The 24,332-nt window shown below is 65.0% G+C and carries 25 protein-coding genes and 1 pseudogene; 19 read left to right on the top strand and 7 right to left on the bottom strand.

The window, feature by feature from the left end:
* Positions 1–4: 4 nt before the first annotated feature.
* Together traD and K787_RS0111755 are read left to right on the top strand one after the other, a co-directional pair.
* Positions 5–2,179: a type IV conjugative transfer system coupling protein TraD gene (gene traD, locus K787_RS0111760; RefSeq protein ID WP_022963004.1), complete on the top strand. Its 2,175-nt coding sequence runs from the start codon at positions 5–7 to the stop codon at positions 2,177–2,179.
* Positions 2,176–2,925 (top strand): TIGR03747 family integrating conjugative element membrane protein, encoded by a 750-nt coding sequence (locus K787_RS0111755; protein WP_022963003.1) that lies wholly within the window; start codon positions 2,176–2,178, stop codon positions 2,923–2,925. Before traD ends, K787_RS0111755 begins: the two co-directional genes overlap by 4 nt.
* Here the strand turns inward: K787_RS0111755 and K787_RS0111750 are convergent.
* Positions 2,922–4,439 carry a Fic family protein gene (locus K787_RS0111750; RefSeq protein ID WP_022963002.1) on the bottom strand — a complete coding sequence of 506 codons (1,518 nt, stop codon included), beginning with the start codon at positions 4,437–4,439 and terminating at the stop codon, positions 2,922–2,924. The genes K787_RS0111755 and K787_RS0111750 overlap by 4 nt on opposite strands.
* 302 nt (positions 4,440–4,741) lie before the next feature.
* Between K787_RS0111750 and K787_RS0111745 the strand changes: the two genes are divergently transcribed.
* From K787_RS0111745 to K787_RS22955, 10 genes are read left to right on the top strand one after another with little or no spacing between them, the layout of a single operon-like run.
* The gene (locus K787_RS0111745; protein ID WP_022963001.1) at positions 4,742–5,113 is read left to right on the top strand and encodes an integrative conjugative element protein, RAQPRD family; all 372 of its coding nucleotides are present in this window, start codon (positions 4,742–4,744) and stop codon (positions 5,111–5,113) included.
* A complete protein-coding gene (locus K787_RS0111740) occupies positions 5,110–5,343 on the top strand; it encodes a TIGR03758 family integrating conjugative element protein (protein WP_022963000.1) in 234 nt (77 codons plus the stop codon). The genes K787_RS0111745 and K787_RS0111740 overlap by 4 nt, the downstream gene beginning before the upstream one ends.
* 12 nt (positions 5,344–5,355) lie before the next feature.
* A complete protein-coding gene (locus tag K787_RS0111735; RefSeq protein WP_022962999.1) occupies positions 5,356–5,718 on the top strand; it encodes a TIGR03745 family integrating conjugative element membrane protein in 363 nt (120 codons plus the stop codon).
* Positions 5,719–5,734: 16 nt separating this feature from the next.
* Complete coding sequence (locus K787_RS0111730; RefSeq protein WP_022962998.1) at positions 5,735–6,130, top strand: TIGR03750 family conjugal transfer protein; 396 nt, start codon at positions 5,735–5,737, stop codon at positions 6,128–6,130.
* Positions 6,127–6,801: a PFL_4703 family integrating conjugative element protein gene (locus K787_RS0111725; RefSeq protein WP_022962997.1), complete on the top strand. Its 675-nt coding sequence runs from the start codon at positions 6,127–6,129 to the stop codon at positions 6,799–6,801. The genes K787_RS0111730 and K787_RS0111725 overlap by 4 nt, the downstream gene beginning before the upstream one ends.
* Positions 6,798–7,670, top strand: a complete 873-nt coding sequence (locus K787_RS0111720; RefSeq protein WP_022962996.1) for a TIGR03749 family integrating conjugative element protein — start codon at positions 6,798–6,800, stop codon at positions 7,668–7,670. Before K787_RS0111725 ends, K787_RS0111720 begins: the two co-directional genes overlap by 4 nt.
* Positions 7,660–9,078 (top strand): TIGR03752 family integrating conjugative element protein, encoded by a 1,419-nt coding sequence (locus tag K787_RS0111715; protein ID WP_022962995.1) that lies wholly within the window; start codon positions 7,660–7,662, stop codon positions 9,076–9,078. The genes K787_RS0111720 and K787_RS0111715 overlap by 11 nt, the downstream gene beginning before the upstream one ends.
* Positions 9,059–9,478, top strand: a complete 420-nt coding sequence (locus K787_RS0111710) for a TIGR03751 family conjugal transfer lipoprotein (RefSeq protein WP_022962994.1) — start codon at positions 9,059–9,061, stop codon at positions 9,476–9,478. Before K787_RS0111715 ends, K787_RS0111710 begins: the two co-directional genes overlap by 20 nt.
* Positions 9,478–12,345 (top strand): conjugative transfer ATPase, encoded by a 2,868-nt coding sequence (locus K787_RS0111705; RefSeq protein WP_022962993.1) that lies wholly within the window; start codon positions 9,478–9,480, stop codon positions 12,343–12,345. Before K787_RS0111710 ends, K787_RS0111705 begins: the two co-directional genes overlap by 1 nt.
* A gap of 12 nt (positions 12,346–12,357) precedes the next feature.
* Complete coding sequence (locus K787_RS22955) at positions 12,358–12,654, top strand: hypothetical protein (protein ID WP_022962992.1); 297 nt, start codon at positions 12,358–12,360, stop codon at positions 12,652–12,654.
* A gap of 98 nt (positions 12,655–12,752) precedes the next feature.
* Here K787_RS22955 and K787_RS0111695 read toward each other — a convergent pair whose 3' ends face one another.
* Both K787_RS0111695 and K787_RS0111690 read right to left on the bottom strand, forming a co-directional pair.
* On the bottom strand, positions 12,753–13,769 hold the full coding sequence (locus K787_RS0111695) for a nucleotidyl transferase AbiEii/AbiGii toxin family protein (RefSeq protein ID WP_022962991.1): 1,017 nt from the start codon (positions 13,767–13,769) through the stop codon (positions 12,753–12,755).
* Positions 13,762–14,424, bottom strand: a complete 663-nt coding sequence (locus K787_RS0111690; RefSeq protein WP_235801930.1) for a DUF6088 family protein — start codon at positions 14,422–14,424, stop codon at positions 13,762–13,764. Before K787_RS0111690 ends, K787_RS0111695 begins: the two co-directional genes overlap by 8 nt.
* 393 nt (positions 14,425–14,817) lie before the next feature.
* Between K787_RS0111690 and radC the strand changes: the two genes are divergently transcribed.
* The 6 genes from radC to K787_RS0111660 all read left to right on the top strand — a co-directional run bounded on the left by radC (position 14,818) and on the right by K787_RS0111660 (position 20,118).
* The gene (gene radC, locus K787_RS0111685; protein WP_022962989.1) at positions 14,818–15,318 is read left to right on the top strand and encodes a RadC family protein; all 501 of its coding nucleotides are present in this window, start codon (positions 14,818–14,820) and stop codon (positions 15,316–15,318) included.
* A gap of 168 nt (positions 15,319–15,486) precedes the next feature.
* The gene (locus tag K787_RS0111680; protein WP_022962988.1) at positions 15,487–15,924 is read left to right on the top strand and encodes a TIGR03757 family integrating conjugative element protein; all 438 of its coding nucleotides are present in this window, start codon (positions 15,487–15,489) and stop codon (positions 15,922–15,924) included.
* Positions 15,921–16,856: a TIGR03756 family integrating conjugative element protein gene (locus K787_RS0111675; protein ID WP_022962987.1), complete on the top strand. Its 936-nt coding sequence runs from the start codon at positions 15,921–15,923 to the stop codon at positions 16,854–16,856. The genes K787_RS0111680 and K787_RS0111675 overlap by 4 nt, the downstream gene beginning before the upstream one ends.
* An 8-nt stretch (positions 16,857–16,864) precedes the next feature.
* On the top strand, positions 16,865–18,265 hold the full coding sequence (locus K787_RS0111670; protein WP_022962986.1) for an integrating conjugative element protein: 1,401 nt from the start codon (positions 16,865–16,867) through the stop codon (positions 18,263–18,265).
* A complete protein-coding gene (locus tag K787_RS0111665; RefSeq protein ID WP_022962985.1) occupies positions 18,262–18,591 on the top strand; it encodes a hypothetical protein in 330 nt (109 codons plus the stop codon). Before K787_RS0111670 ends, K787_RS0111665 begins: the two co-directional genes overlap by 4 nt.
* 12 nt (positions 18,592–18,603) lie before the next feature.
* Complete coding sequence (locus K787_RS0111660) at positions 18,604–20,118, top strand: conjugal transfer protein TraG N-terminal domain-containing protein (protein ID WP_022962984.1); 1,515 nt, start codon at positions 18,604–18,606, stop codon at positions 20,116–20,118.
* Positions 20,119–20,126: 8 nt separating this feature from the next.
* On the opposite strand, the gene K787_RS0111655 is transcribed toward K787_RS0111660, so the two are convergent.
* From K787_RS0111655 to K787_RS0111645, 3 genes are read right to left on the bottom strand one after another with little or no spacing between them, the layout of a single operon-like run.
* A complete protein-coding gene (locus tag K787_RS0111655) occupies positions 20,127–20,504 on the bottom strand; it encodes a DUF3742 family protein (RefSeq protein WP_022962983.1) in 378 nt (125 codons plus the stop codon).
* Positions 20,505–20,533: 29 nt separating this feature from the next.
* On the bottom strand, positions 20,534–20,992 hold the full coding sequence (locus K787_RS0111650; RefSeq protein WP_028614875.1) for a type II toxin-antitoxin system YhaV family toxin: 459 nt from the start codon (positions 20,990–20,992) through the stop codon (positions 20,534–20,536).
* A complete protein-coding gene (locus tag K787_RS0111645) occupies positions 20,992–21,309 on the bottom strand; it encodes a type II toxin-antitoxin system PrlF family antitoxin (protein WP_022962981.1) in 318 nt (105 codons plus the stop codon). The genes K787_RS0111650 and K787_RS0111645 overlap by 1 nt, the downstream gene beginning before the upstream one ends.
* A 311-nt stretch (positions 21,310–21,620) precedes the next feature.
* On the opposite strand from K787_RS0111645, the gene mobH reads away from it, so the two are divergent.
* Positions 21,621–23,432, top strand: coding sequence for a MobH family relaxase (mobH, locus tag K787_RS0111640; RefSeq protein WP_028614874.1), 1,812 nt, complete (start codon positions 21,621–21,623; stop codon positions 23,430–23,432).
* A gap of 427 nt (positions 23,433–23,859) precedes the next feature.
* Here mobH and K787_RS22950 read toward each other — a convergent pair.
* Positions 23,860–24,330, bottom strand: a pseudogene (locus K787_RS22950) (IS5 family transposase); the annotation flags it as partial.
* Positions 24,331–24,332: the final 2 nt, after the last annotated feature.

The following is a 24,332-nucleotide window of genomic DNA, read 5'->3' as shown; positions in this document are numbered from 1 at the left end:
GGCCATGGCCCAGTCCCACGCGATCGAGGTACTGCTACGGCCAGCCGTGGAGCTGTACACCGTGGCAGTCTGCGCCGCCGCCGCGCTCTTGTCCCTGGTGGCCCCCTGGTCGCTCGCGCTGAACCCAACGATAGGCCTGGGCAGCGCCCTGGCCTTCCTCGCCTTCGGCGCGATTCGCCTGCGCGATGCGCTGGTGATTCTGCGCTACCGACGCAACATTCGCCGTCTGCCGCGCTACGTGATGACCAGCCGCGATGTCCCGGTCAGCCAGCACCGCCTGTTCATCGGCCGCGGATTTCGCTGGGAACAACGCCATACGCACCGCCTGACGCAGACCTTTCGGCCCGAGTTTCGCCGCTACGTCGAACCCACGCCGGCTTACCAGTTGACGCGCCGCCTGGAAGAACGGCTGGAGTTCGCGCCGTTTCCGCTGTCGAAGCTGGCCAAGCTCACCGCCTGGGACATCGCACTCAACCCGCTGCGCCCGTTGCCGCCGGTCGGCGGCCTGCCACGGTTGCATGGCATTGAGCCGCACGAAGTCGATGTCAGCCTGCCGCTCGGCGAACGCGTCGGGCATTCGCTGGTGCTGGGCGCGACCCGGGTCGGCAAAACCCGTTTAGCCGAGCTGTTCGTGACCCAGGATATTCGGCGGCGTAACGCGGCCGGCGAGCATGAGGTAGTGATCGTGTTCGACCCCAAAGGCGATGCCGACTTGCTCAAGCGCATGTACGTGGAAGCCAGGCGCACCGGGCGCGAACGCGAGTTCTATGTCTTCCACCTGGGCTGGCCGGATTTCAGCGCGCGCTACAACGCCGTGGGCCGCTTCGGAAGAATCTCGGAGGTGGCCACACGCATCGCCGGGCAACTCTCTGGTGAGGGCAATAGCGCAGCGTTTCGAGAGTTCGCCTGGCGCTTCGTCAACATCATCGCCCGCGCCCTAGTCGAACTGGGCCAGCGCCCGGACTACCTGTTGATCCAGCGCCATGTGGTCAATATCGACGCGCTGTTCATCGAGTACGCGCAGCATTACTTCGCCCGGCACGAACCGAAGGCCTGGGACATCATCGTGCAGCTCGAAGGACGGCTGAATGACAAGAACATCCCGCGCAACATGATCGGCCGGGAAAAGCGCGTGGTCGCGCTGGAGCAGTACCTGTCACAAGTCCGCGTCTACGACCCGGTGCTCGACGGCCTGCGCAGCGCCGTGCGTTACGACCGCACCTATTTCGACAAGATCGTCGCCAGCCTGTTGCCGCTGCTGGAAAAGCTCACTACTGGCAAAACCGCGCAACTGCTCGCGCCGAACTACGCGGACCTGGCCGATCCGCGGCCGATCTTCGACTGGATGCAGATCGTGCGCAAACGCGCGGTGGTCTATGTCGGCCTCGATGCGCTATCGGATGCCGAGGTCGCCGCCGCCGTCGGCAACTCGATGTTTGCCGATCTGGTGTCGGTTGCCGGGCATATCTACAAGTTCGGTATCGACGATGGACTGCCCGAGGCCCTGGCGGGTGCCCGGGTGCCGATCAACGTCCATGCGGACGAGTTCAACGAGCTGATGGGCGATGAGTTTGTGCCGCTGGTCAACAAAGGCGGCGGTGCCGGGCTGCAGGTCACCGCCTACACCCAGACGCTCAGCGACATCGAGGCGCGTGTCGGCAACCGCGCGAAAGCGGGCCAGGTCATCGGCAACTTCAACAACCTGTTCATGCTGAGGGTGCGCGAAACCGCAACCGCCGAACTGCTCACCCGCCAGTTGCCCAAAGTAGACGTCTACACCACGACACTGGTCAGCGGCGCCACCGACAGCTCCGATGTGCGCGGGCCGACCGACTTCACCTCCAACGCACAGGACCGTATCAGCACCGCCAGCGTGCCGATGATCGAACCCGCCCACGTGGTCGGCCTGCCCAAAGGCCAGGCCTTTGCCCTGCTGCAAGGCGGCCAGCTGTGGAAAATCCGCATGCCGCTTCCGGCCCCCGATCCGGATGAAGCCCTGCCCGAGGACCTCCAGCAGCTCGCCGGCTACATGCGCCAACACTATGCCGAGGCCGGCGACTGGTGGGAAAACCAGAGCCTGCCAGGCCTGCAGGATCAGCCGCTGCCCGACGACCTGCTCGACGGCTTTCGCCACCTGGCCGATCCGGACACGGCCGTCGACGGCGAGGCGCGACCATGAAGGACCCAGCCGCCACCACCCAGCGTGAACAGGCCCGCCAGCAAGGCGTGTTCGCCAGTCTCGTCACCATGCCGCTGCGCATGCTCGGCGTGCTGATCGGCTCGCTGCTGCTGTCGATCCTCATCGAGTGCGCCGGCATGCACCTGTTCTGGCCCGATCAGGGCTGGCGTCACGCCCAGGGCATGCTCGACTACGAACTGAATCACCTCTCTACCCACTTCACCCGCAGCGCGGTGGTGCAGGAGCCTGGGCGAACCGCGCACCAGTTGGTCGAGGGGGCCTACCAATGGCTCTTCGTGAAGACCGGCCTGCTCGACTGGATGAGCCAGGCATCGGCGCGCTCGCGCGCGCCCAGCCATGGCGATACCCGAGACGCCCGCTACTACATCAGCCAGGTCTACGTCTGGAGCGAACGTTACCTGATCGCTGCGGCGTTCACGATATTGACGTTCATGGTGCGGCTGCTGGTCTTGGTGCTGACGCTGCCGCTGTTTCTGCTGGCCGCCTTCGTCGGCCTGATCGATGGCCTGGTGCGGAGAGATATCCGCAAGTTCGGTGCCGGTCGCGAGTCAGGGTTCATCTACCACCGTGCCAAGGCGAGCCTGATGCCGCTGGCCGTCCTGCCGTGGATCCTCTACCTCACCCTGCCTGTCAGCGTGCATCCGTTGCTGGTGCTACTGCCGAGCGCGGCGCTGCTCGGCCTGGCGGTGAACATCACCGCAGCAAGTTTCAAAAAGTATCTCTAACGCAACAAGCGGTCGCTTATTTTTTCTTCGGCCTCGACCCGCTGCGCCGCCAGCACCTGCTGGGCCATCTGCTCGATGAAGTCGAAGACCTCTTCCGCAACCCTGTACTGATACTGCTTGCGCCGGTTGTTGGAGACGATCCCATCATTGGACAAGCACATCATCACCAGATTGGCGAGATCACTCCCACGCAGGTCGTAGCGTTCGTCCACGGCCCGGTAGACCGTGTCGTAGCACGCCAGGAAGGCCGTTTCCTTGTGCAGCTCGACTTCAAGCGCCACCCTGGCCATCTCCAGGGTGAAGGCAACGCAGGGCGTCGCATCCCAGAAGCGATACACCGCGTTGTCCCCGCGGAACTCGAAACCATATTGGCCGAAGTCAATCCACTGCACGTCCCAGAAATCACGAACCGGCCGGGAGAAGGACTGCAGCGTCTCCAGGTACTGACGTTCCTGGCGTTTCATCGCCACCGAAACGGGTAACAGCAAGCCATTTTCCAGCGCGCCGGCGCGGCACAGCGCTTGGTGGATCAGGAACCGAGACAAACGCCCGTTCCCATCCATGAAGGGGTGAATGAGCACGAAGCCAAACGAGATGATGCCGGCGGCCACCAGTGGATCGATCTGGGTCGGGGCCTCATTGGCAAAACCCATCAGGCTCTCCATCAGCTCCCGACAGAGCTCCGGGGGTGGCGGCAGATACGTCACCCCAACGGCCCCCTGGGTACCATCGGAGAGGTGGTTCTGCTCATGCCTGAACGCTGCAGCCATATCGAGGGGGTTGGAGACCGTCGCATTCTGCAGGCTCACCAGGTAGTCCTCAGTCAGCGGCTGGCGCTCATGGGCCTGGCGCAGCAGCTGGATGAAACGCCGGGATTTGTCTTCCGTCGGCGCCTCCCGCTCGATGGCGAAGGAATCCTTGGTCTCGTGCAGGTAGGCCCAGTTAAGCGCCCGATCCATCATGATCGGAGGCAGCGATTCGATGAAGGCTTTGGCCCTGCCGAGGATGTCATGGGCCAGCAGCTCGGTGATGAGCGGGGTCCGCTCAACCGTAGCGCAGTAGGTAAGATCACCCAGGCCGTTAAACTCGATGCGCCATTTCGCACTGCGCTCGCCCGGACGCGTGATGTAGCGCTCCGGATCAAATAGCGGGCTGTACGGCACCCGGACCGGGGCATGCTGCGCGATGGGCTCACCGGTAAAGGCTTCCCTGAGGTAACAGGCCTTCCGGATATAGATCCCGTTGGGCGCAGCCTGGTAGGCCTGCTCGAACGCTGTGGCCGGAATTCTCGGCAGCGCCTGGGTGAGTACCGCCAGGTTGATGCCCTCGTGCTTGAGGGCGAACAATACGTGGCCCAGCAGGTCATCCGGCGCGGGTGCGATCCCCGGCGGCACGGCCAAGGTGTGCCCGATCAGCTCTATTCGCGTGACCGGCTGTACAATGGCAGGCAGACGTAGCGGTACCGCCGAGAGTCCCAGCTGCTGGATGAGAAGCGAGTAACCCGCGGCGTTCATCACAAAATCCTTTCTTCGGTTCAGGTAGCCAGGATTTTCCTCACTCCAAATGGAAAATCCTTATTTCCGTCCAGTATGCCAATTTTTTCCTCACTTTCCATCGCCTGAATGGCAGGCGCGGAATGGGCGCCTGTCGCGAATGCGAGAAGCTGGCCGTCGGAAACCTCGCACGTCGACGTGTTTCAGCCTCCCCGCGCCAGGGTCGCCAACAAGCCGATCACGACCAATCCCGCATTGATTGCAGCATCGCCCGCGATTGCTGAGGAGCATCTCGCCATTGCTCGCCAATCGTGGATTGCCCCATGTCCAAGCGACTGCTCCCTCCAGCCAGCAGGCATCACGCACCCAGTCTGCCCCTGGCGCTGCTGCTCGGTCTGTATTTTTCCGGTCACGCCAGCGCCGACGATGCCACGCCCGAACAGGCACGCCTCGCGGCCGCGCTGCGCCAACTCGACAGTATCGAGCGCCTCGTCGCGCAACAGGCCGCGCAGGCGCAAGACGAACGTGCCCGCTACCACTTCGACTACGGCCGGCTCGCCGCCGACCTTGAGCGTGTACGCGGCGGTATTCGCGACTACCTGACGCCGACCCGCGCACAACCGCGCGACCCCGCCGAGCTGCTCGGCGATTACCGCCAGACAGCCGCCGCTCTCGAAACGCAGGCCGAGCCATGAACACCGCGCAGATCGCCGCGTTCCAGGCCAACAGCGGCCTCACCCCGACCGAGATGGCAACCGTGCTGCTCGGTGCGGTGTTCGCCGTGCTGCTCCTGTGGGGCGTCTGGGCGATACGCAGCGCCTACGTCGGCTGGGCCGAAGAACAGCTTTCCCACCGTCAGTTCTTGGTCGTCGTGGTGCGCTTCGTCGTGCTGTACCTGGTGCTGACCTTTTTTCTGCTCTCGTAAGAGGTCGTCCTGATGAAGCCGCTCGCCCGCACCTTCCTCCCACGCACCTTCACTGTTCTGGCGGCGCTGCCGCTGTTCGGCACGCTGTCGCCATCGGCCCAGGCCGCCTTGCCCACCCTGGAGAACCCGTCGCGCGGGGTCGGCACGGGGATCCTGCAAACGCTGCAGAACTACGGCTACGACATCGTGATGCTGATCGCCTTGTTGGTGGTCGCCTCGATGTTCGTCGGCGTCTGCTACCACGCCTACACCCGCTACGCGGAGATCCATATTGGCCGCTCAACCTGGGGCCAGTTCGGCCTGACCGTGGCGGTCGGTGCGATGTTGCTGGTGGTGGGCATCTGGCTGCTGACCGAAGCCATCGGCGTGCTCTGAACCGAGGCCTGCCGAGATGACTGAAGACATCCGCACGGACGGGACGGTGCTGTTTCTGCCCCACCGTCTCAACCGTCACCCGGTGGTGGTGCGCGGGCTGACGGCGAATGAGCTGTGGGTCTGCGCAGGCTTGTCAGGGCTGATTGGCCTGGCGAGCGGCATGGCGCTGGCCGTCATGTTCGCGACGATCGCCATCGTCCCCACGACCATCCTGCTGGCGGTCAGCGCAGGCATCTGCATCGGTGGCGGCGCACTGCGCCGGCTCAAGCGCGGCCGTCCCGAGACCTGGCTGTACCGGCAGTTGCAGTGGTGGATCGCGCTCCATCTGCCGCCGCTCGCAACCTTTACCGACGGCCAGCGGCTGGTGACCCGCTCCGGTTACTGGAGCACACGCAGGAGCAAGGTGCCGTGAGCCGGTTCAAGAACGAAGTGCTACGGCTCGACGCCCACATCAGGACCCTGCGCATCGGTGCCAGTCTGCTGGTCATGCTGGCACTGGTCATGAGCATCGGCTGGTGGAACGCGCCGCGCGATTTGACCATCCATGTGCCGCCAGACCTGCGTTCAGGCAGCACGCGCCGCTGGTGGGACGTACCGCCCGAGAGCGTGTACGCCTTCACCTTCTACGTCTGGCAGCAGCTGCAGCGCTGGCCCACCAATGGCGACGACGACTACCCGCGCAACCTGCACGCGCTGTCGCCCTACCTCACGCCCGCCTGCCAGGCGTTCCTCCAGCAAGACTACGAGTACCGCCGCAACAGCGGCGAGCTGCGCCGGCGCGTGCGCGGCATCTACGAGATTCCCGGTCGCGGTTACGGTGACAACCCCACGCTGCGCGTGCGCACCGTCTCCACCCGTGAATGGGTGGTGAACCTGGATGTCACGGCCGACGAGTACTACGCCTCGGAGCAGGTCAAACGCGCCCTGGTGCGCTACCCGCTGAAGGTCCTGCGCAGCGACGTCGACCCGCAGCGCAACCCGTTCGGCCTGGTCATCGACTGCTACGAAGGCGCGCCGCAGCGCATTGCCAGCCCTGTCGATCCGGCGGCCACGCCCGCCCCCGTCCCGGAAAGCACGCCATGAACCGCCTCTTGCCCCTGGCCCTCGCGGCGTTCGCGCTGGCCCCGTTCAGCATCGCCCAGGCCACCGAAATTCTACGCTGGGAGCGCCTGCCCATGGCCCTGCCGCTGCGGGTCGATCAGGAACGCGTCGTCTTCGTCGAGCGTAATATCCGCGTCGGCGTGCCAGCCTCGCTCGGCCATCGCCTGCGTGTGCAGAGCGCCGCTGGTGCGATCTACCTGCTGGCCAGCGAGCCGATCGAACCGACTCGGTTGCAGCTGCAGGATGCCGACACCGGCACGGTGATGCTGCTCGACATCGCCGCCGAACCCGCCCAGGAGGGCCAGCCGCCTCTGGAGCCGGTGCGCATCATCGAGGCCGCGTCAGCCGCATCTCTCGCGGCTGCCTCCGCTGCCGATGACGGCAGTGCCGCGGCAGCCCCACCCGTGCGAGCCACACCGCAGCCGGTGATCCTGACCCGCTTCGCCGCCCAGAACCTCTACGCCCCGCTGCGCACTGTCGAACCGGTGCCGGGCGTTGTGCGCGTCACCCTGCGCCGCGACCTGCCGCTCGACACCCTGCTGCCCACCGTGCCGGTCCAGGCGCAGGCACTGGCGGCCTGGCGGCTGGACAACCTGTGGGTCAGCGCCGTGCGCCTGCGCAACAACAGCGCGCACTGGCTGGAACTAGACCCGCGCGCGCTGCAGGGGCACTTCCTCACGGCGACCTTCCAGCATTCGACGCTGGGACCGAGCGGCACGCCGGAGGACACCACCGTCGCCTACCTCGTCACCCGTGGACATGGCCTGGCGCAAGCCCTGCTGCCGGCCATTGCCCCCATCGACGCGGCCCTCAACCTGCCCGAACCCTTAGGAGGCCGCGATGCACAGTAATGGCCTGCTCAAGTGGTTGATGATCCCCTTGGCGCTGTTGCTGGTGTTCGTCGCCGTCAAGCTGTTCTCCGCCGGTAGCGACGCGCCCGGCACAGCGGAAGAGGCCAGCCGCCTTACGCCCGATGAAGCCAAAGCGCTCGGCATCGAGGGCGACACCCCGCGCGACACCGTGGCGACGCTGGTCGCCCAGGTCCGCCAGTTGCGCACCGAGTTGCAGACCGCACTGAGCGACAACAAGGTGCAGCGCGACGAGAACCAACGCTTGCGCCAACGCGAAGGGGCCATCGACCAGCGCATCCAGAGTGCGCTCGACAGCGAGCGCAACCAGCTGCACCAGGATCGCCAGCAGCTCAGCAACGAACGCCAGCAAACCCAGGGCATGCTGCAGCAACTGCAGCAGCGGTTCGATGCCATCGGCACGGAGGGCCACGCCGATCTTCCGGTCGGCCTGGGTCTCGAGCCGAGCGACGGCCTGCCGGGCGATACCCCGCGCTGGATCGAGCCGGAGGATCGGCGCGACGACGGCCAGTCGCGCACCACTGGCACGGTCGGCAGCTTCAGTTTTCCGACAAGCTTCGGGCCGGCGCAGAAGACGCTGGAAAGCACCGCCAGCTCCGCCGTCGACGCCGGCCGCCGCGCCGCGGGGGTGCAGGAGACCACAGCGGTTTATACCGTGCCGACCAACTCTACCCTGATGGGCTCGATCGCCATGACGGCGCTGATCGGCCGCGTCCCAATCGATGGCACCGTCAACGACCCCTACCCCTTCAAAGTCCTGATCGGGCGGGACAACCTCACCGCGAACGGTATCGACATTCCGGATGTGGCCGGTGCCGTGGTCAGTGGCACGGCATCGGGCGACTGGACCCTATCCTGCGTGCGCGGGCAGATCCGTTCGGTCACCTTCGTCTTCGAGGACGGCACCATCCGCACCCTGCCCAAAGACGACGAGCGCGGCAGCAACCGCCAGAACAGCAGCACTGACACCCAGGACGGTCTGGGCTGGATCAGCGACCCGTATGGCATCCCCTGCGTCTCCGGCGAGCGGCGCAGCAACGCCCAGCAGTATCTCGGCACCCAGGCCCTGATCACCGCAGCCGGTGCCGGCGTCGCCTCGCTGATCGACGCCGACAGCGGCCAGGTTTCCTACATGAGCAGCAACGGCTCGGTCGGCACCGTGGGCATCGGCGCCAACGAAGCCATGGGCCGCATCCTCGCCAGCGGCGTGCAGGACATGTCGGCCTGGGTCAACAAGCTCTACGGCCAGGCGTTCGCGGCGGTCTACGTCAAGCCCGGCGCCCGCGTCGCCGTGCACCTCGAACAACCCCTGACCCTCGACTACGACCCCGCCGGTCGCCGCGTCGATCACCGCCTTGGAGGGCTGCCCCATGCGCAAGACCTGGACTGACGGCCTGGCCCTACTGGCCATGGCGCTGCTGCTCGGTGGCTGCGCCACCAGCAAGGAAGAACTGCTGCCACACGACAATCGCAGCATGCTCGATATCTGGAACGTCGAGACCGGCGGCGGCAGCGCCCGGCAACTGCTCGATGCGCGCCAGGCCCTGCGCCGGCCGCTGAGCGAGGCCGATGTCCAGGCCGCACCGGCCGTGCAGGCCCGCTACACGCGCACGGCGCAGAACGAGATCTACCGGCAGTACCACCGCCTGCCCAATCCCGATCTGCTGATGTACGTGTTCCCCCACCTGGCCGGCAGCGACCCGGTGCCGGTGCCCGGCTACACCACCCTATTTCCCCTGTACCAGCGGGTGCAGTACGCCCTGCCCGGCGAACGGCTGGAGGACTACTGATGGCCTGGACGCGATTCAAGCGCAGGCCGCAGGCTGAACAACTCACGCCCCCTGCAGACGCCTGGGCACGCCACGTCGCCGAGCTGCACGCCCACGGCATTGCCGAGCCCGGCGCTGCACAGAGCGCGCAGCGGCCGGCTACCCAGGCCGATGAGCAGGCGCTCTACAACGTGGCGCCCTCGTTTGCCGACCTGCTGCCGTGGGCCGAGTACCTGCCGCAGTCGCAGTGCATGCTGCTGGATGACGGCGCCTCGGTCGCCGCCTTCTACGAGTTGCTCCCGGTCGGAACCGAGGGGCGTGAGCCGGCCTGGCTGCTGCAGGTCCGCGACACTCTGGAAAACGTGCTGCAGGATGCCTTCGACGAGCTGGAAGACAACCCCTGGGTCGTGCAGTTCTACGCTCAGGACGACCCCTGCTGGGAGCGCTACCTCGACGCGCTGCGCGCCTACATCCAGCCGCGCGCCCAAGACAGCGCCTTCACCGAGTTCTACCTGCGCTTCTTCGCCTACCACCTGCAGGCCATCGCCAAGCCGGGCGGGCTGTTCGAGGACCACACCGTCACCCGCCTGCCCTGGCGCGGGCAGACTCGGCGCACCCGGCTGGTCGTTTACCGCCGGGTCGGCCAGGTCCCGCAGCGCCGCGGGCAGACACCCGAGCAGGCGCTCAACCGGGTCTGCGAGCGCCTCATCGGCGGCCTGGCCCACGCCGGTGTGTGCACCCGCCGGCTGGGCGCGGCGGACATCCACGCCTGGCTGTTGCGCTGGTTCAACCCGAATCCGACCCAGCTCGGCAATACCGCCGCAGACCGCGAACGCTTCTATGCCCTGACCCGCTACCCGGACGAGCAGGAGCCCGGCGAGGTCGAACTGGCCAGCGGCACGGACTTCAGCCAGCGCCTGTTCTTCAGCCAGCCGCGCTCGAACGTTGAGCCGGGCCTGTGGTACTTCGATGGCATGCCGCACCGCGCCATTGCCGTCGACCGCCTGCGCACCCCACCCAGCACAGGCCATGTCACCGGCGAAACCCGCAAGGGCGAGGCGATCAACGCGCTGTTCGATCAACTGCCGGAAGACACCATTCAGTGCCTGACGCTGGTCATCACCCCGCAGGACGTGCTCGAAGCGCAGCTCAACCACCTGGGCCGCAAGGCCGTGGGCGACACCCTCGCCTCGGAACAGGCCCGCGCCGATGTACAACAGGCCCGCAGCCTGATCGGCAGCGCCCACAAGCTGTACCGGAGCGCACTGACCTTTTACCTGCGCGGCAGCGACCAGGCGGAACTGGACGCCCGCGGCCTGCAACTGGGCAACGTGCTGCTCGGCGCCGGCCTGCAGCCGGTGCGCGAAGAAGACGAGGTGGCCCCGCTCAACACCTACCTGCGCGGCTTGCCCTGCGTCTACGACCCGGCAAAAGACCGGCAGCAATGGTACACCCAGCTGATGTTCGCCCAGCACGCGGTGAACCTGGCGCCGCTGTGGGGGCGCAGCCAGGGCACCGGCCACCCTGGCATCACCCTGTTCAACCGCGGCGGCGGGCCGATCACCTTCGACCCGCTCAATCGTCTCGACCGGCAAATGAACGCCCACCTGTTTCTCGCCGGCCCGACCGGCTCCGGCAAGTCGGCCACGCTGAACAACCTGCTCAACCAGGTGACGGCCATCTACCGGCCGCGGCTGTTCATCGTCGAGGCGGGCAACTCCTTCGGCCTGTATGGCGACTTCGCCGCACGCCTGGGCCTTAGCGTGCACCGGGTCAAGCTCGCGCCGGGTGCCGGGGTCAGCCTGGCGCCCTTTGCCGACGCCCAGCGCCTGGTGGAAACACCCAGCCAGGTACAGACGCTCGATGCCGATGCCCTGGACGAAGACCACGCGGCGACCGAGGGCGACGAGCAGCGCGACGTGCTCGGCGAGCTGGAGATCACCGCGCGGCTGATGATCACCGGTGGAGAAGACAAGGAAGAAGCGCGCATGACGCGCGCGGATCGCAGCCTTATCCGTCAATGCATTCTCGATGCCGCTCGGCTGTGCGTCGACGCGCAGCGCACGGTGCTCACCCGCGATGTACGCGATGCGCTGCGCGAGCGCAGCCGCGACACCGGCCTGCCCGAGCTGCGCCGGGCCCGGTTGCTGGAGATGGCCGATGCCATGGACATGTTCACCCAGGGCAGCGATGGCGAGATGTTCGACCGCCCCGGCACGCCCTGGCCCGAGGCCGACATCACCATCGTCGACCTGGCCACCTATGCCCGCGAGGGCTACAACGCGCAGCTCTCCATCGCTTACATCTCGCTGATCAACACGGTCAACAACCTCGCCGAGCGCGACCAGTTCCTCGGCCGACCCATCATCAACGTCACTGACGAGGGCCACATCATCACCAAAAACCCGCTGCTCGCGCCTTACATCGTCAAGATCACCAAGATGTGGCGCAAGCTGGGCGCCTGGTTCTGGCTGGCGACGCAGAACCTGGACGACCTGCCCAAAGCCGCCGAGCCGATGCTCAACATGATGGAGTGGTGGTTGTGTCTGGGCATGCCGCCAGACGAGGTGGAAAAAATCGCCAGGTTCCGCGAACTCACCCCGGCGCAGAAAGCCCTGATGCTCTCGGCGCGCAAAGAGGCCGGCAAGTTCTCGGAGGGGGTGATTCTGTCGCGCAGCATGGAACTGCTGTTTCGCGCGGTGCCGCCCAGCCTCTACCTGGCGCTCGCGCAAACCGAACCGGAAGAAAAAGCCGAGCGTTACCAGCTCATGCAGCAGCATGGCATCAGCGAACTCGACGCCGCGCTCAAGATCGCCGAGCACATCGACCGGGCGCGTGGCATCACCTCACTGCCGCAGGACTGGAGCCGTCCGCGGCCGCCCCACTGAGGAATCGGCAGCATGAACAAACAGCCCATCTCTGGCAGAATCGGGTACTTCTCCGGAACCCGTCCCCTCGATATGCCGCTGCCCTACGACATCCTGCGTCTGTTTACCTCGCCGCAGGGCTATCTCGTCGAGATCCAACACCGGGCCGGCCAGGCCGTTGCGGCACAAGCCGCGCGGGAATGGCTGTGGGTCACGGATCGCTCCGTCACCAGCCTGCGTGTCCTGAATACGGAAAGCGATACGCCGCAGGTGCGCCATTTTCGCGAGGTGCTGTTGCAACTCGACGGCATGTGCGCGCAGCTGGTGTAGCCCAACGGTGACCGCCAGGCGCTCATGGCCTGCTCGATGCCGGCGCTGCCTGCCGCACAGCACCAGCTCATCCACAATCATCTGAGTTGAGGCGCGCCTCAGCGCCCTTGGTTGATCTGCTGCTCCAGCGCAGCCAGGCGCTCGATGATGCGTTCGAAGGGCAGCGTCTCGCCGTAGAACATCTGCGCGGCCAGCATCGCCTGATAGTCATCGCGCAGCGCGCCGAGCAGCGTCGCCTCCGGCACGAGCCGCAGCCCACCGGCCGCGCACCGGTCGTAGTGGCTGTGGCCACTGCGGTAGAAGGTCTCCTTGATGTTCAGCACATCGCGCAGCAGCTCGGTGTCGGGCACGGCCTGACGACCGACGTCATGATCCGCCAGGCGCGCCAGGTCGTACCAGTGCCGCGACAGCCGCTCGGCACCTGCGCGCATCTGCGGGCGGTGGCACTCGACATGGATCAGCGTCGTCTTCTCCCAGAACGTACGCATGGGCGACAGCACGACAACCTCCGCACTAGGAAATGCCAGCTCCGGCACATGCGTGGCCACGTCCGGCACGATGGTCAGCCTGTCCTGCGGCAGGGTCGCATTGCGGCCGCCAAACTCGATCAGCACGCTGGGGCGCAGGTAGGCATCCGTGTTGTCCACCGCGCTCGGGTAGTAGAGCCAGAGCTTTTCCGCATCCTCACTGACCTCAATACTGATCTCCCTCCCTGGCAGCGCCTGAGCCAGGGACTCGCGCAGCGCCGGCACCAGTTCCCCGGTCACATGCTGCGCCAACGCGGCCTTGAGCTGGTCGGACAAGCGCCGGCGCTGGTTGCTGCCGAGGGTCGCCAGTTCCGGCACGTCATCCACCAGGCTGCGGTAATCGACGGTGACATCGATATCCTCGGAGAAACGCTCGACGGCCTGATAGACCTTGGACAGCGACGTGCCGCCCTTGAACGCCATCGGCTTGCGGCACGGCAGGCTGAACAGAACCCCCAACACCTGGCACAACCAGATGTCCTTCTCCAGGATTTCAGCCCGACGCCCCAGCACCGGGGCCAAGCCGTGCAACAGCTCGGCCTGCTCCGCCAGGGAAAGATCGAAATAGCGCTCGCTACCCTCAGCCATGCGCGACCTCGCCCCGCTCATAGCTGCTCAGCGCCGCCACCATCCAGGCCGGCATCACCGCCTTCGCCTGGCGCAGCGCCTCGAACTCGCTGCCCGATAGCCTCTCGGCGATACGCTGGAAGGTCGCGGGGGTCACCTGATGCCGCCCCAGGTACCACAGCGCGGACAGCGCCTGCCCGGCAGCGCGCCCAGCCAGCACCAGCTTGCGCGGAGCCACGTGCTGCAGGCGCACAACCATCTTGCCCAAGCGCACCGTGCGCGACGAACCCGTGGTGTAGAACACCGGCTGCGCCGGTACCTGTGTCGAAAGTCCAAAGCGCCGCGCAGCCTCGGCGCCATGCACCTCGATGGTCGCCCCCTCACTCGCGGCAAGCGCTTGCGCCACCTTCTCCGGAGCCGGCATGGCTTTGATGCCGAAGCGCCCCACCTTGGGCACGCTATACAGGCCATGGCCGATACGCTCGATATGGCCAACCTTGGTTAGGCGCATCAGTGTCTGGTCGACGGCCGCGCGCGAGCCCACCCCTGCGAACAGGGCTGGGGTAAAGGGCTCACCGGCAGGCTGTGCCGCGATGCGTTCTCGAATGGCCTGGGCTGTACTCATATCAACCTCCGGTTTGTTAGATATTCTTGCTAAAAATCTAACAATATGCAAGTTAACCGCTCCCTATCGGTCGGCGGCTGCCCTGATATTGAGAGGCGAGCACAGGCTTCGCTGAAACGCTGTCGCCTGATGGAACCTCACTGCTCATGATGCTGATCGCCGTTGCCGGCGACCCAGGAAAAATCGGACACGCCGGTTTCCGATTCTTTGTCGTGCGCCTCGCCGCACTGCGTTCGACTGATGCGGCAAGTCGGTAGCCAGGGTCTGCAAGGCTACGGCGCCGCATTGCCGCGCTGACCCGCCCCGTTCGCCTCGCATCCCCGTGCGAACAGCCACCGCCAACACGGTGGTGGATGCCCAGCTCATCTCAACACCATCCCTATCGTCCTCGGAGCAAAGCCCTCCACGGGCGTACCTCCGAACTCTCCCACGGAGGTCTATGCCATGCTCACATCCCTAGCCCGTCTCGACGCCCCAGCAGAACCCTGCTCTGCATCGGCCCTCGCGTACGAGAACCGCATCATCGCGCAAGCCATTGCCATACTGGAGCGCCGACTATTCGTCGATGGACCGCAGATGTCGGACCCACAGGTCACCAGCGACTATCTGCGCCTGAAACTGATGCCGGAATCCAGCGAAGTGTTCGCCGCTGTCTTTCTGACGTCCAAACATCAGGTCATCGCCTGTGAAACGCTGTTCAGAGGCACCATCGATGCCGCTCAAGTCCATCCCCGCGTAGTCGTTCAGCGGGCACTTGCCCACAACGCTGCGGCCCTGGTCATCGCTCACCAACACCCCTCGGGTTGCTCAGAACCCTCATCCTCGGATGAGCGCCTGACCCAGCGCCTGAAAAGTGCACTGGAGTGCGTGGACGTTCGCTTGCTGGATCACTTCATCATCGGCAAAGGTCAGCCGTTCTCGTTCGCAGAGCATGCCCTACTTTAGTCCTTCGTTGCCGTGCAACGCCCCCTCCCTCACCCGCCCAGAGCCGGCCGTCCACGTGGACGCGCCGGCTCGCGATTAAATCGGCGCGCCGCGATTCCCGTTTGTTTGTCGTAGCAATCCCGGCCAGCGAGTCAACTGTCCGCACAGTCCACCTCAGGGTCCTTCGACATGCCAGCCAAACGTCCCTGCCTGCTTCCATTGCGCCAGTGCCCACATACCGCAGCGCTGTGCGCCGCGTTGCTCGGCACCCTGGCGCAGGCCGCTGACATCCTGGTCGTCACCGATAGCCGGCACCCGGTGCAAGCCGCCAGCGGCACTCGGCTGATCGAGCTGGACCACCCCGCACGCCTCCAGGCCGAGCTGGGGGCGCATTTACCTGCCGATCCCTCGCGCGGCGCCGCCCTGGTGCAACAGCGGCTGAAAAGCGGAGGGCTCGAACTGCAACAACGCTTAGGCGAGGCCTATCAGGGGGTAGTCGATGCCTGGAGCCTCGGCGTGACAACGATTCCGGCGGTGATCGTCGATCACCGTTATGTGGTTTATGGCGAGCCGGACGTCGCCAAGGCGGTTGCGCTGATCGAAGCGCACCGAAGGGCGCAGCCATGATGCGTTCTTCCCGCCTGCGCGCCGGCATCGCCACCATCTTGCTGACGACGGCAGTACCGTCGTTCGCGCTCACCACCGCGACCATTGCCGCCTCAACGCTCTCATCGGACTGCCTGGAATACCGCGTGGTCGGCATCTGCTTCTGGCTGCGCTGCACCAGTTTCGGCTGCTCAGTGGAGACCTCGGTCAAGGTGCGCCACTTCGTGCCGGACGCGGTGGTGTCCAGCTATGCCAACACCGGCGCCAATCCCTGGCAGGAGGTGCGCCCAATGAGCCCGCCTAACGCCACGGCGCAGGCCGGCGGCGACGGCACGGCCAACCACGACCACGAAAACAACCTGGCCAAGTTCAAGAACGCCGACGTGATCGGTCATCCCGGTGGCTATGTGTTCAGCCAGTTCGCCTCCCGCTTTAGCTATAGCTGCGAAGGAGCTGGCACCGCCTTCATGCCTTACCTGTTGAGCACCCTCGACACCCTCGCGTGGCGCTACAACATCCCCGAGATGCTCTACCCGGAGGCGCTAACGCCCGGTGAGCGCGAGATCGGCACCCGCACCGCCCGCAACCTCTGGGGCAACGTCTATCCTCGCGGCGGTTTTCTGCACCAGAGCGACGACTACCTAGCGGGGGCCGTAGTGGCCCAGCGCGCCGGCGATATCGTCACCCGCCGCGGCCAGCTCCACGTCTACCAGCCGCTGCTCGCTAACGCCAAGGACGGCTACTGGCCAGCCGGCGCGTTGCGCGAAAGCGCCCCGCAGACGGGCAAATGGCAGGAGCTGACGCCGACGCTCTCCCGCACCTGCGCGGTCTTCCCGCACAGCGACGCCCGCGTACAGGCACAGCAGGGCGACTACGCCTGGGCGCTGTGGCGGCCCTACAGCTGCTGCAAACGCGAAGGCCAGGTGTTTTTGGGCAGCGTCGATTTCGACTGAGGCCGGCCATGACGACCCGTCCCGCGTCCTCGCCCTGCTCCCGCCTGCGCCCCTTCCTGCTGGCCGCCTTGGTACTGGCCTGCGCCTACGCATCCGCCCAGACCAGCGTCAATCAGTATGGCGCGCAACACCAAGGCTCCGTGATCGGTGACGACGTGCTGTATTCGATCGGCGGCGGTCGCGCCGTGTCGATGACGCCTGCATCCAACATGCGCTCCATCGGCGTCGGCGCTGGCTGGAACAGCAACCTGATGTGCGGCGATATGTCGATCTCCACCACCATCCAGAATCAGTTGAACGGCCTGACCAACGGCTTTCAGACCATCATGTCGTCGGTGATCCAGAACGCCACCGCCGCGGTCGCTTCATTGCCGGCGCTGATCATCCAGCGGGCCGATCCCGGGCTGTACAACCTGCTCACCAACGGCGTGCTGCAGGCGCGCCTGGACTTCGACCGCTCCAAGCTGACCTGTCGCGCCATGGCCGAGAAGATGGCCGACGTGGCGGGCGGCCAGGTGGGCTGGAGCCAGCTTGCCGACGGTATGGTGCTCACCCAAGCCGTCACCAGTAGCGACGCCGTATCCGCCATCGAGCAGACCGAAACCAGCCGCGGCAACGACGGCGTGACCTGGGTCGGTGGACGCAATGCCGGCGGCTCGGGACAGGACCCGATTCGTGTCATCAGCGACGTGACCCGCGCCGGCTACAACCTGGTCAACGGGCGCGATGTCGAGGATGCCAGTTCGATCGATCCTGTCCAGTGTGGCGGCAACCTGACCTGCCAGGCCTGGAGCTCGCCGGCGGATGCCGCGGCCTGGGCCGTGCGGGTGCTGGGCGAGCAGGAGCAGCGCACCTGCGAAACCTGCAGCAAAACCATGACCACGCCGGGCGTGGGTCTCACCCCGTTGATCCAGGAGGAATACGAAAGCAAGCTCGAAGCGCTGCAGGCGCTGATCAGCGGCAGCCGTCCCCTGAGCCTCGACAACCTGCAGGCGGCCGGCAGTGCCTATCTGCCCATCACCCGCGGCGTGATCGAGGCACTGCGCGACGAGCCCGATCAAGACATTCTGGCGCGACGCCTGGCCTCGGAAATCGCGCTGTCCAGCGTGCTCGAAAAAGCCCTGCTGCTGCAGCGCACGCTGCTGACCGGGCGCAAGGAGCCGAACGTCGCGGCCAATGACCTGGCGCAGAAAGCGGTGTCCCAGGAAAGCGACCTGCTCGACCGCGAGATCCACAACCTGAAAACCGAGCTGGAGCTGCGCCGCGAGCTGGCCAGCAATTCGCCCAGCGCCATCATCCAGCGGCACAGCGCACGCTCCGCCGGCTCTCGTGCCATCTACGAGGGCGACCCGATTCCCGACCGGCTCGATCAGTTGCAGCGCCCAGCCCAGACCGGAGGCACCCCATGAATGGGCTGCGGCTGCGTCGCGCAGGCCTGGTGCTGCTGGGCGCCCTCCTCGTCCTGCTGGCCGCCGTCGCCGCCAATGTCATCGGCATCCGCCTGGCCGGCGGCATCGACGGTTGGCAAGCCTGGCTGACGGCGCACAGCACGCATTTCCTGGCCTGGCGCCTGCTGCTCTATGCCGGCACCGCCTATGGCTGGCTCTGGATGCGACGCCGGGTACTGGCACGCGAGCCGGACGCCGGCACTCAGAGGCGCCTGCTGCGGGCCGAACTGGCCGCCGTCGTCGCGGTGGCTGCGCTGGAACTCAGTTCTTATCTGCAGGCGGGATGACCGGAGGCTGCGATGACGCTCTACACCACCGATTACCTGGAGTACTACCTGACCCTGGTGAGCTGGGTCGTTCACAACGGCATCTGGGCCGTGCTGATCGCCAGCGGCGCCTTCGCCATCCCGTTCCTCGCTATCGTGCTTCAGGAGTGGCTCAAGGCCCGCGCCGAAGGGGCCGACGAAGGCAACAAAGGCGCGCTGTCGGCCGTGCGCATCGAGAACCGCATCTTCGTCGCCATCGTGGTCATCCTGTTCGCGGGCATGCCGTTTATCGACGTCAGCTTCAACACCCTGCAGTTCGATCGCACCCGCTCGGTGCAATGCCAGGTCAACGTGCCACTGCCATCGGCCACCGGCTGGTCGCAGTCCTTCAGCACCCTCAACAACCAGTCGGCCAAGGTGCCGGTGTGGTGGGCCTTCATGCACACCGCCTCGCGCGCGCTCACCGGTGCGGCGGTGGCAGCGATTCCTTGCGGCACCGACTTGCGGCAGATGCGCATGACGGTCGACGCCACGCGCATCGCCGACCCGCTGCTGGCCCAGGAGGTGAGCGATTTCACCCATGACTGCTACGGACCGGCGCGGGCCAGGCTCTTCATGAATCGCCCGGCGCTGGATGAGGAGCAGATGCACGACGTGACGTGGATCGGTTCGCGCTTCTTCCTCGACACGGCGGGCTACTACGACACCTACCGCGCCAAGACTCCGCGCGAGGGCTGGCCTTACGACAGCAACCGCGATGCGGGCCTGGCGCAGGTACCCAGCGGCGCGGGTTATCCGACCTGCCGGCAATGGTGGTCTGACAGCCACGGCTTGCGCGTCCGCCTGTTGCAACAGGTAGATCCCAGCCTGCTGAGCCGCATCGGCGGCTGGGCCAGCTTCCTGTCGCAGGAGCAGGTCGACGACTCGGTGATTCGCGCCATCGCATCGCCCAGGCAACAGAAGCTGAATCAAGGTGCGGTCTACAGTGACTACGGCGGCCAGATCGAGATGAGCGTCCCTAATGTCGCCACCCGCGCAGTCAGTGACGTCGGCCTGACCATCGGCTCCATGGCGTTCTTCCCGGCCATGGATGCCATGCGCCAGGCCCTGCCGATGGTGCTGGCCCTGCTCAAGATGGCACTGGTGATCTGTATCCCGCTGGTGCTGCTGATCGGCACCTACGACCTCAAGACTGTGGTCACGATCAGCATCGTGCAGTTCGCGCTGTTTTTCGTCGATTTCTGGTTCCAGCTCGCGCGCTGGATCGACTCGACGATCCTGGATGCCCTTTACGGGTGGGGCTGGGGATCGAATCGCCCGCATGCGAACTTCGATCCGCTGATCGGGCTCAACAACACCTTCGGGGATATGATCGTCAATTTTGTGATGGCGACAATGTTCTTGGCACTGCCAGCATTCTGGATAGGCGCCCTTGGTTGGGTCGGCGTGCATGCCGGCATCATGGCGAACAATCTGTCAGATGGAGCAAAGGGCGCGGCAAATGCGGGAGGGAAAGGACCTGGGGCGGTGTCGGGCAAACTCAGATAATCGAACGATCAGTCGTCTTTGTCATCCGGGTAGTCGGGGTGCGCAACGTCGTTGTAGAGCACCGGATCGTATCCTGGCGTTTTCCTGAGTTCATCCAGGTCCGTGAACGGCCATTCGAACTCTTCATCCAGAGCACCACGTTGCGCAGCCCAGGCGGCAATTATGGTGATTACCAACAACAGAGCCAGCCAGAACATGGCGTACAGCAGCACGACCAGAACAGCCAGCTTCACGCCCCACAGCAGCGCCGTCGCCGCACCTGCGGACAGGCCGCGCGCCACCAGCCAGCCGGCGACCTGACGTTCACGACAAACGAAGCCCCGCCACATCCCGCCGATCCGACGGCCGAAGCGTTCTGCGTTGCTGATGCGGGCTTTCGTGTCCATCGTCATCACCTGCTACATGTGTTGGCTGGTTACTCCAGTTTGCTCCAATCCTGATGGCTCGCAGTCACCAATGCGTTCCAGTCATCGGGCGGATTGCCTCGCCCCAGCATCTTCTCGAACACCGCATAGGGATCGGATTTGCTGCCTGCCGAGCGCAGGGTCTGCTCGTCGTTGACCCAGGCGAACACGATCACCTTCGTCCTGGAGTCGTAGCGGAAAAACAGACGGAATCGCCGTCCGATCTTCGCGCGCCGCCAGTGGCGGTACGCCGGCCCCAGGGTATTGCCCTGGCGGAACTCGTCGCGCGAGGGATCGCTCGGCACGACGTCCATAATCAACTGGCTCAGCGCCCGGAACAACTTCACGTTGGCATTGGCTTCGAACCCTTGCGGGTCGCTCCGCTCGGCCCGTTCCGCGGCCGCCTGCAGCTTGCGCAACTGCTCGATCACACCCTCGTGAAACAGCAACGTCCAGCCATGCCGCTGGATCACAGCGCCACGTCGCCTTCGATGTCCTCATCCAGATTCACCGCCCGGCCCGCGCTCGCCAGCATAGCCCGCGCAAGATCCTCAGGTAGCGCCTGGACATGCCGGCCGGCCCGGATGTCCGCTTCCAGCAGGCCCAGAAAGGCTCCGATCGCAGGGTCTTCATGCTCAGCGTCCGCTCGGGACACAATGACTTCGCCTGCGCGCAGATCGAAAGCCACCTTTGCGCCAGTCTCCACACCCAGCACCTGCCGGATGGGCTTGGGCAGCGTAATCTGGCCCTTGGAGGTCAGCGTGGCGATTTCATGGATCTCAGGCATCGTAGCTCTCCCGGTAGCAATGCCTACAAAGTAAGGTTTTATCCTTACCTCGTCAACCTGACTGAGCATGGCACCTCCTTCGCTCGAAAAGGAAAGCGCCATCGTAGATTCGCCACAGGTCGCCTTCCCACCTCAATCCGACTTGAGCCAAACCGCATTGGTTGTGGTTCTCCAGCAGCTGCCGCCCTATACCGAAAGGCTTCCGTAAAGGCCAAAGGGCTGGAAAGGGGCAAGGGAATGGGGCCAAGGGGAAAGGCCCTACCCGAAAAGGCCAAAAGGCTCTCCCGCCCCCCCCATCACAGGGACTCGCCATGCTCTCGCTGTTCCAGCACAAAAGGGGCTCACCAACCACCGGAGCGCCGTCTACTCCAGCCAGCGAACCTGCCCCAGGTCTGACGCAGCCACAGTCGGCGTCCTCACTGCTGGCCACACACCGCCGGCAACGCCTGCTGGAACACATCTGGCAGCGCACCTCGCTCTCACACAAGCAGTTCACCGCGCTGTACCTCGCCCCCTTGGAGCGCTACGCGGAGCTGGTCCAACAGTTCCCCGCCTCCGAGAGCCACCACCACGCCTACCCTGGCGGCATGCTGGACCACGGCCTGGAAATCGTCGCCTATGCGCTCAAGCTGCGGCAGTCCTATCTGCTGCCTACCGGCACCACCCCCGAAGATCAGGTCGTGCAGGCAGAAGCCTGGACCGCCGCCATCGCCTACGCCGCACTGCTGCATGACATCGGCAAGGTAGCTGTCGACCTTCATGTCGAGTATGCCGACGGCACCCATTGGCACCCTTGGCACGGCCCGCTGACCCAGCCTTACCGATTCCGCTATCACCAGGAGCGCGAGTACCGGCTGCACAGCGCCGCAACAGGCCTGCTCTACCGGCAGGTGCTCGATCGCGGGACTCTCGACTGGCTCAGCAGCTATCCCCCACTTTGGTCTGCCCTGCTGTATGTCCTGGCCGGCCAGTACGAGCATGCCGGCGTCCTCGGCGAGCTGGTGATTCAGGCTGACCGCGCCTCGGTTGCCCAGGCACTCGGCGGCGATCCGGCACGGGCCATGACGGCGCCCAAGCATGCCCTGCAGCGCAAACTACTCGAGGGCCTGCGCTACCTCTTGAAAGAGGAACTGAAACTTAACCAGCCTGGAGCTTCGGACGGTTGGCTGACCGCGGATGCGCTGTGGCTGGTCAGCAAAACGGTCTCGGACAAGCTGCGCGCCCACCTGCTGGCCCAGGGCATCGACGGCATCCCCGCCAACAACACTGCCGTGTTCAACGTGTTGCAGGACCACGGCATGCTGCAACCCACGCCGGATGGCAAAGCGATCTGGAGGGCGACAATCATCAGCGAGGCCGGCTGGTCGCACACATTCACACTGCTGCGGCTGGCCCCGGCCCTGATCTGGGAAGGAGGCGATCGGCCAGAGCCGTTCACCGGTGCCGTCACGATAGAGGTGGAGCCCAGCGATGCACCTGCAGAACCATCCACCGATAGCAGTAACGCCTCACTGGCAGTGAACGCCGCACCTGCTGCTCCTGCTGCCGATAGCGTCGACACCCTGCTGGCATTGCTCGGCACCTCCGATGCCGAACCGACACCGCAAGAACCGAAGGTTGAACCATCGCCGGCAACCTGCGCCGATGAGCTGCCCGCTCCTTCCCAAGAGACCGACTTAACGCCGCCGGAATCCGCTCTTTCGCCCACCAAGAGCAGCGGAAATTCACGGGAACCACCTTCCGGCGAACACTTCATGGCTTGGCTGCGGCAGCGCACCCACAGCCGCAAGCTCATCATCAACGACTCCCAGGCTCTGGTGCATACCGTGGCCAATACGGCATTCCTGGTCAGCCCGGGTGTGTTTCAGCGCTACGCACAAGAGCACCCACAAACTGCTGCACTCGCCAAGCAGGATCAGGGAGCAGACTGGCAGTGGGTACAAAAGCGCTTCGAGAAACTACAACTGCACCGCAAGCAAGACAATGGTCTGAACATCTGGACGTGTGAGGTGAGGGGCCCGCGCAAGTCGCGGAGGCTGCATGGCTATTTGCTGACTACCCCGAGACACCTGTTCGACGTTTCGCCACCAAACAACCCCTATCTGGTTCTGTTGAAGCTATAGAAAAACCTGCCGCCACCCGATTCGTAGGCTGATAATCTCCGACTCATTCAATCGCCGGGAGGCGCGGGGCGATGCCTCCTCATCCCATAACCCGCTTCGGCGTTAAAACCCAAGGCAGGAGCCGTATGCGGTAATTCCGCACGTACGGTTCTGTGCGGGGGCGGCAGGTAACTGCCGTCCCTACCGCGACCGATCCATCTGTACCCAGAAGGAGATCGGCTCTTGATCGGGCTTACAACGGCTTGAGCCGTGTGCGGTGAAAGTCGCACGTACGGTTCTTAGGGGGCCTAGGGATCCTCTGAAGTAGCCATGCATTTCTGGCTGACTTCAGCTTCCGCTGATTTTGAAAGCGGAAAAACGATCAGATCACCCGCTTATTTTTGTATTTTTAGCCGCCGCACGCACCTCGCGGCAGCTATTGCCCATATTACGGGCGTACCTCTCCTGCATTGGTCAGTAAATGTTTGCGCGCCATCCACAGGTTCGAAAGGGCGAACAGCGTCACCAACTGCGCCGTGTTCTTTGCCAGACCACGGAACCGCGTCTTCACATGACCAAACTGCCGCTTGATTACCCGAAACGGGTGCTCGACCTTAGCGCGAACCTGGGCTTTGGACTTCTCGATCTTGCGTTTGACTTTGTATAGCGTGCTGCGCTTGTCGAGTTTCTTGTAGGTACTGCGGCGTGCCGCCACCTGCCAGATCACTGCGCCGCCCTCATGCTCGGAGCGCTTTTCGACACCGGTATAACCGGCATCGGCGCAGACCACGTTCTCCTCGCCGTGCAGCAGCTTGTCGACTTGAGTGACGTCCGCCACGTTGGCCGCCGTGCCCACCACGCTGTGCACCAATCCAGACTCATCGTCGACACCAATATGCGCTTTCGCGCCGAAGTGGTGAG

Origin of the sequence: Halopseudomonas pelagia CL-AP6, assembly GCF_000410875.1 — a bacterium.
GTDB lineage: Bacteria > Pseudomonadota > Gammaproteobacteria > Pseudomonadales > Pseudomonadaceae > Halopseudomonas > Halopseudomonas pelagia.
The sequence above is the reverse complement of the archived record's forward strand: the minus strand, read 5'-3'. Positions and strand labels throughout refer to the sequence as shown.

Coding starts and splice junctions, on each gene's coding strand:
- traD (WP_022963004.1), top strand. CDS start 5: ATGGCCCAGTCCCACGCGATCGAGGTACTGCTACGGCCAGCCGTGGAG.
- K787_RS0111755 (WP_022963003.1), top strand. CDS start 2,176: ATGAAGGACCCAGCCGCCACCACCCAGCGTGAACAGGCCCGCCAGCAA.
- K787_RS0111750 (WP_022963002.1), bottom strand. CDS start 4,439: ATGAACGCCGCGGGTTACTCGCTTCTCATCCAGCAGCTGGGACTCTCG.
- K787_RS0111745 (WP_022963001.1), top strand. CDS start 4,742: ATGTCCAAGCGACTGCTCCCTCCAGCCAGCAGGCATCACGCACCCAGT.
- K787_RS0111740 (WP_022963000.1), top strand. CDS start 5,110: ATGAACACCGCGCAGATCGCCGCGTTCCAGGCCAACAGCGGCCTCACC.
- K787_RS0111735 (WP_022962999.1), top strand. CDS start 5,356: ATGAAGCCGCTCGCCCGCACCTTCCTCCCACGCACCTTCACTGTTCTG.
- K787_RS0111730 (WP_022962998.1), top strand. CDS start 5,735: ATGACTGAAGACATCCGCACGGACGGGACGGTGCTGTTTCTGCCCCAC.
- K787_RS0111720 (WP_022962996.1), top strand. CDS start 6,798: ATGAACCGCCTCTTGCCCCTGGCCCTCGCGGCGTTCGCGCTGGCCCCG.
- K787_RS0111715 (WP_022962995.1), top strand. CDS start 7,660: ATGCACAGTAATGGCCTGCTCAAGTGGTTGATGATCCCCTTGGCGCTG.
- K787_RS0111710 (WP_022962994.1), top strand. CDS start 9,059: ATGCGCAAGACCTGGACTGACGGCCTGGCCCTACTGGCCATGGCGCTG.
- K787_RS0111705 (WP_022962993.1), top strand. CDS start 9,478: ATGGCCTGGACGCGATTCAAGCGCAGGCCGCAGGCTGAACAACTCACG.
- K787_RS22955 (WP_022962992.1), top strand. CDS start 12,358: ATGAACAAACAGCCCATCTCTGGCAGAATCGGGTACTTCTCCGGAACC.
- K787_RS0111695 (WP_022962991.1), bottom strand. CDS start 13,769: ATGGCTGAGGGTAGCGAGCGCTATTTCGATCTTTCCCTGGCGGAGCAG.
- radC (WP_022962989.1), top strand. CDS start 14,818: ATGCTCACATCCCTAGCCCGTCTCGACGCCCCAGCAGAACCCTGCTCT.
- K787_RS0111680 (WP_022962988.1), top strand. CDS start 15,487: ATGCCAGCCAAACGTCCCTGCCTGCTTCCATTGCGCCAGTGCCCACAT.
- K787_RS0111675 (WP_022962987.1), top strand. CDS start 15,921: ATGATGCGTTCTTCCCGCCTGCGCGCCGGCATCGCCACCATCTTGCTG.
- K787_RS0111670 (WP_022962986.1), top strand. CDS start 16,865: ATGACGACCCGTCCCGCGTCCTCGCCCTGCTCCCGCCTGCGCCCCTTC.
- K787_RS0111665 (WP_022962985.1), top strand. CDS start 18,262: ATGAATGGGCTGCGGCTGCGTCGCGCAGGCCTGGTGCTGCTGGGCGCC.
- K787_RS0111660 (WP_022962984.1), top strand. CDS start 18,604: ATGACGCTCTACACCACCGATTACCTGGAGTACTACCTGACCCTGGTG.
- K787_RS0111655 (WP_022962983.1), bottom strand. CDS start 20,504: ATGGACACGAAAGCCCGCATCAGCAACGCAGAACGCTTCGGCCGTCGG.
- K787_RS0111645 (WP_022962981.1), bottom strand. CDS start 21,309: ATGCCTGAGATCCATGAAATCGCCACGCTGACCTCCAAGGGCCAGATT.
- mobH (WP_028614874.1), top strand. CDS start 21,621: ATGCTCTCGCTGTTCCAGCACAAAAGGGGCTCACCAACCACCGGAGCG.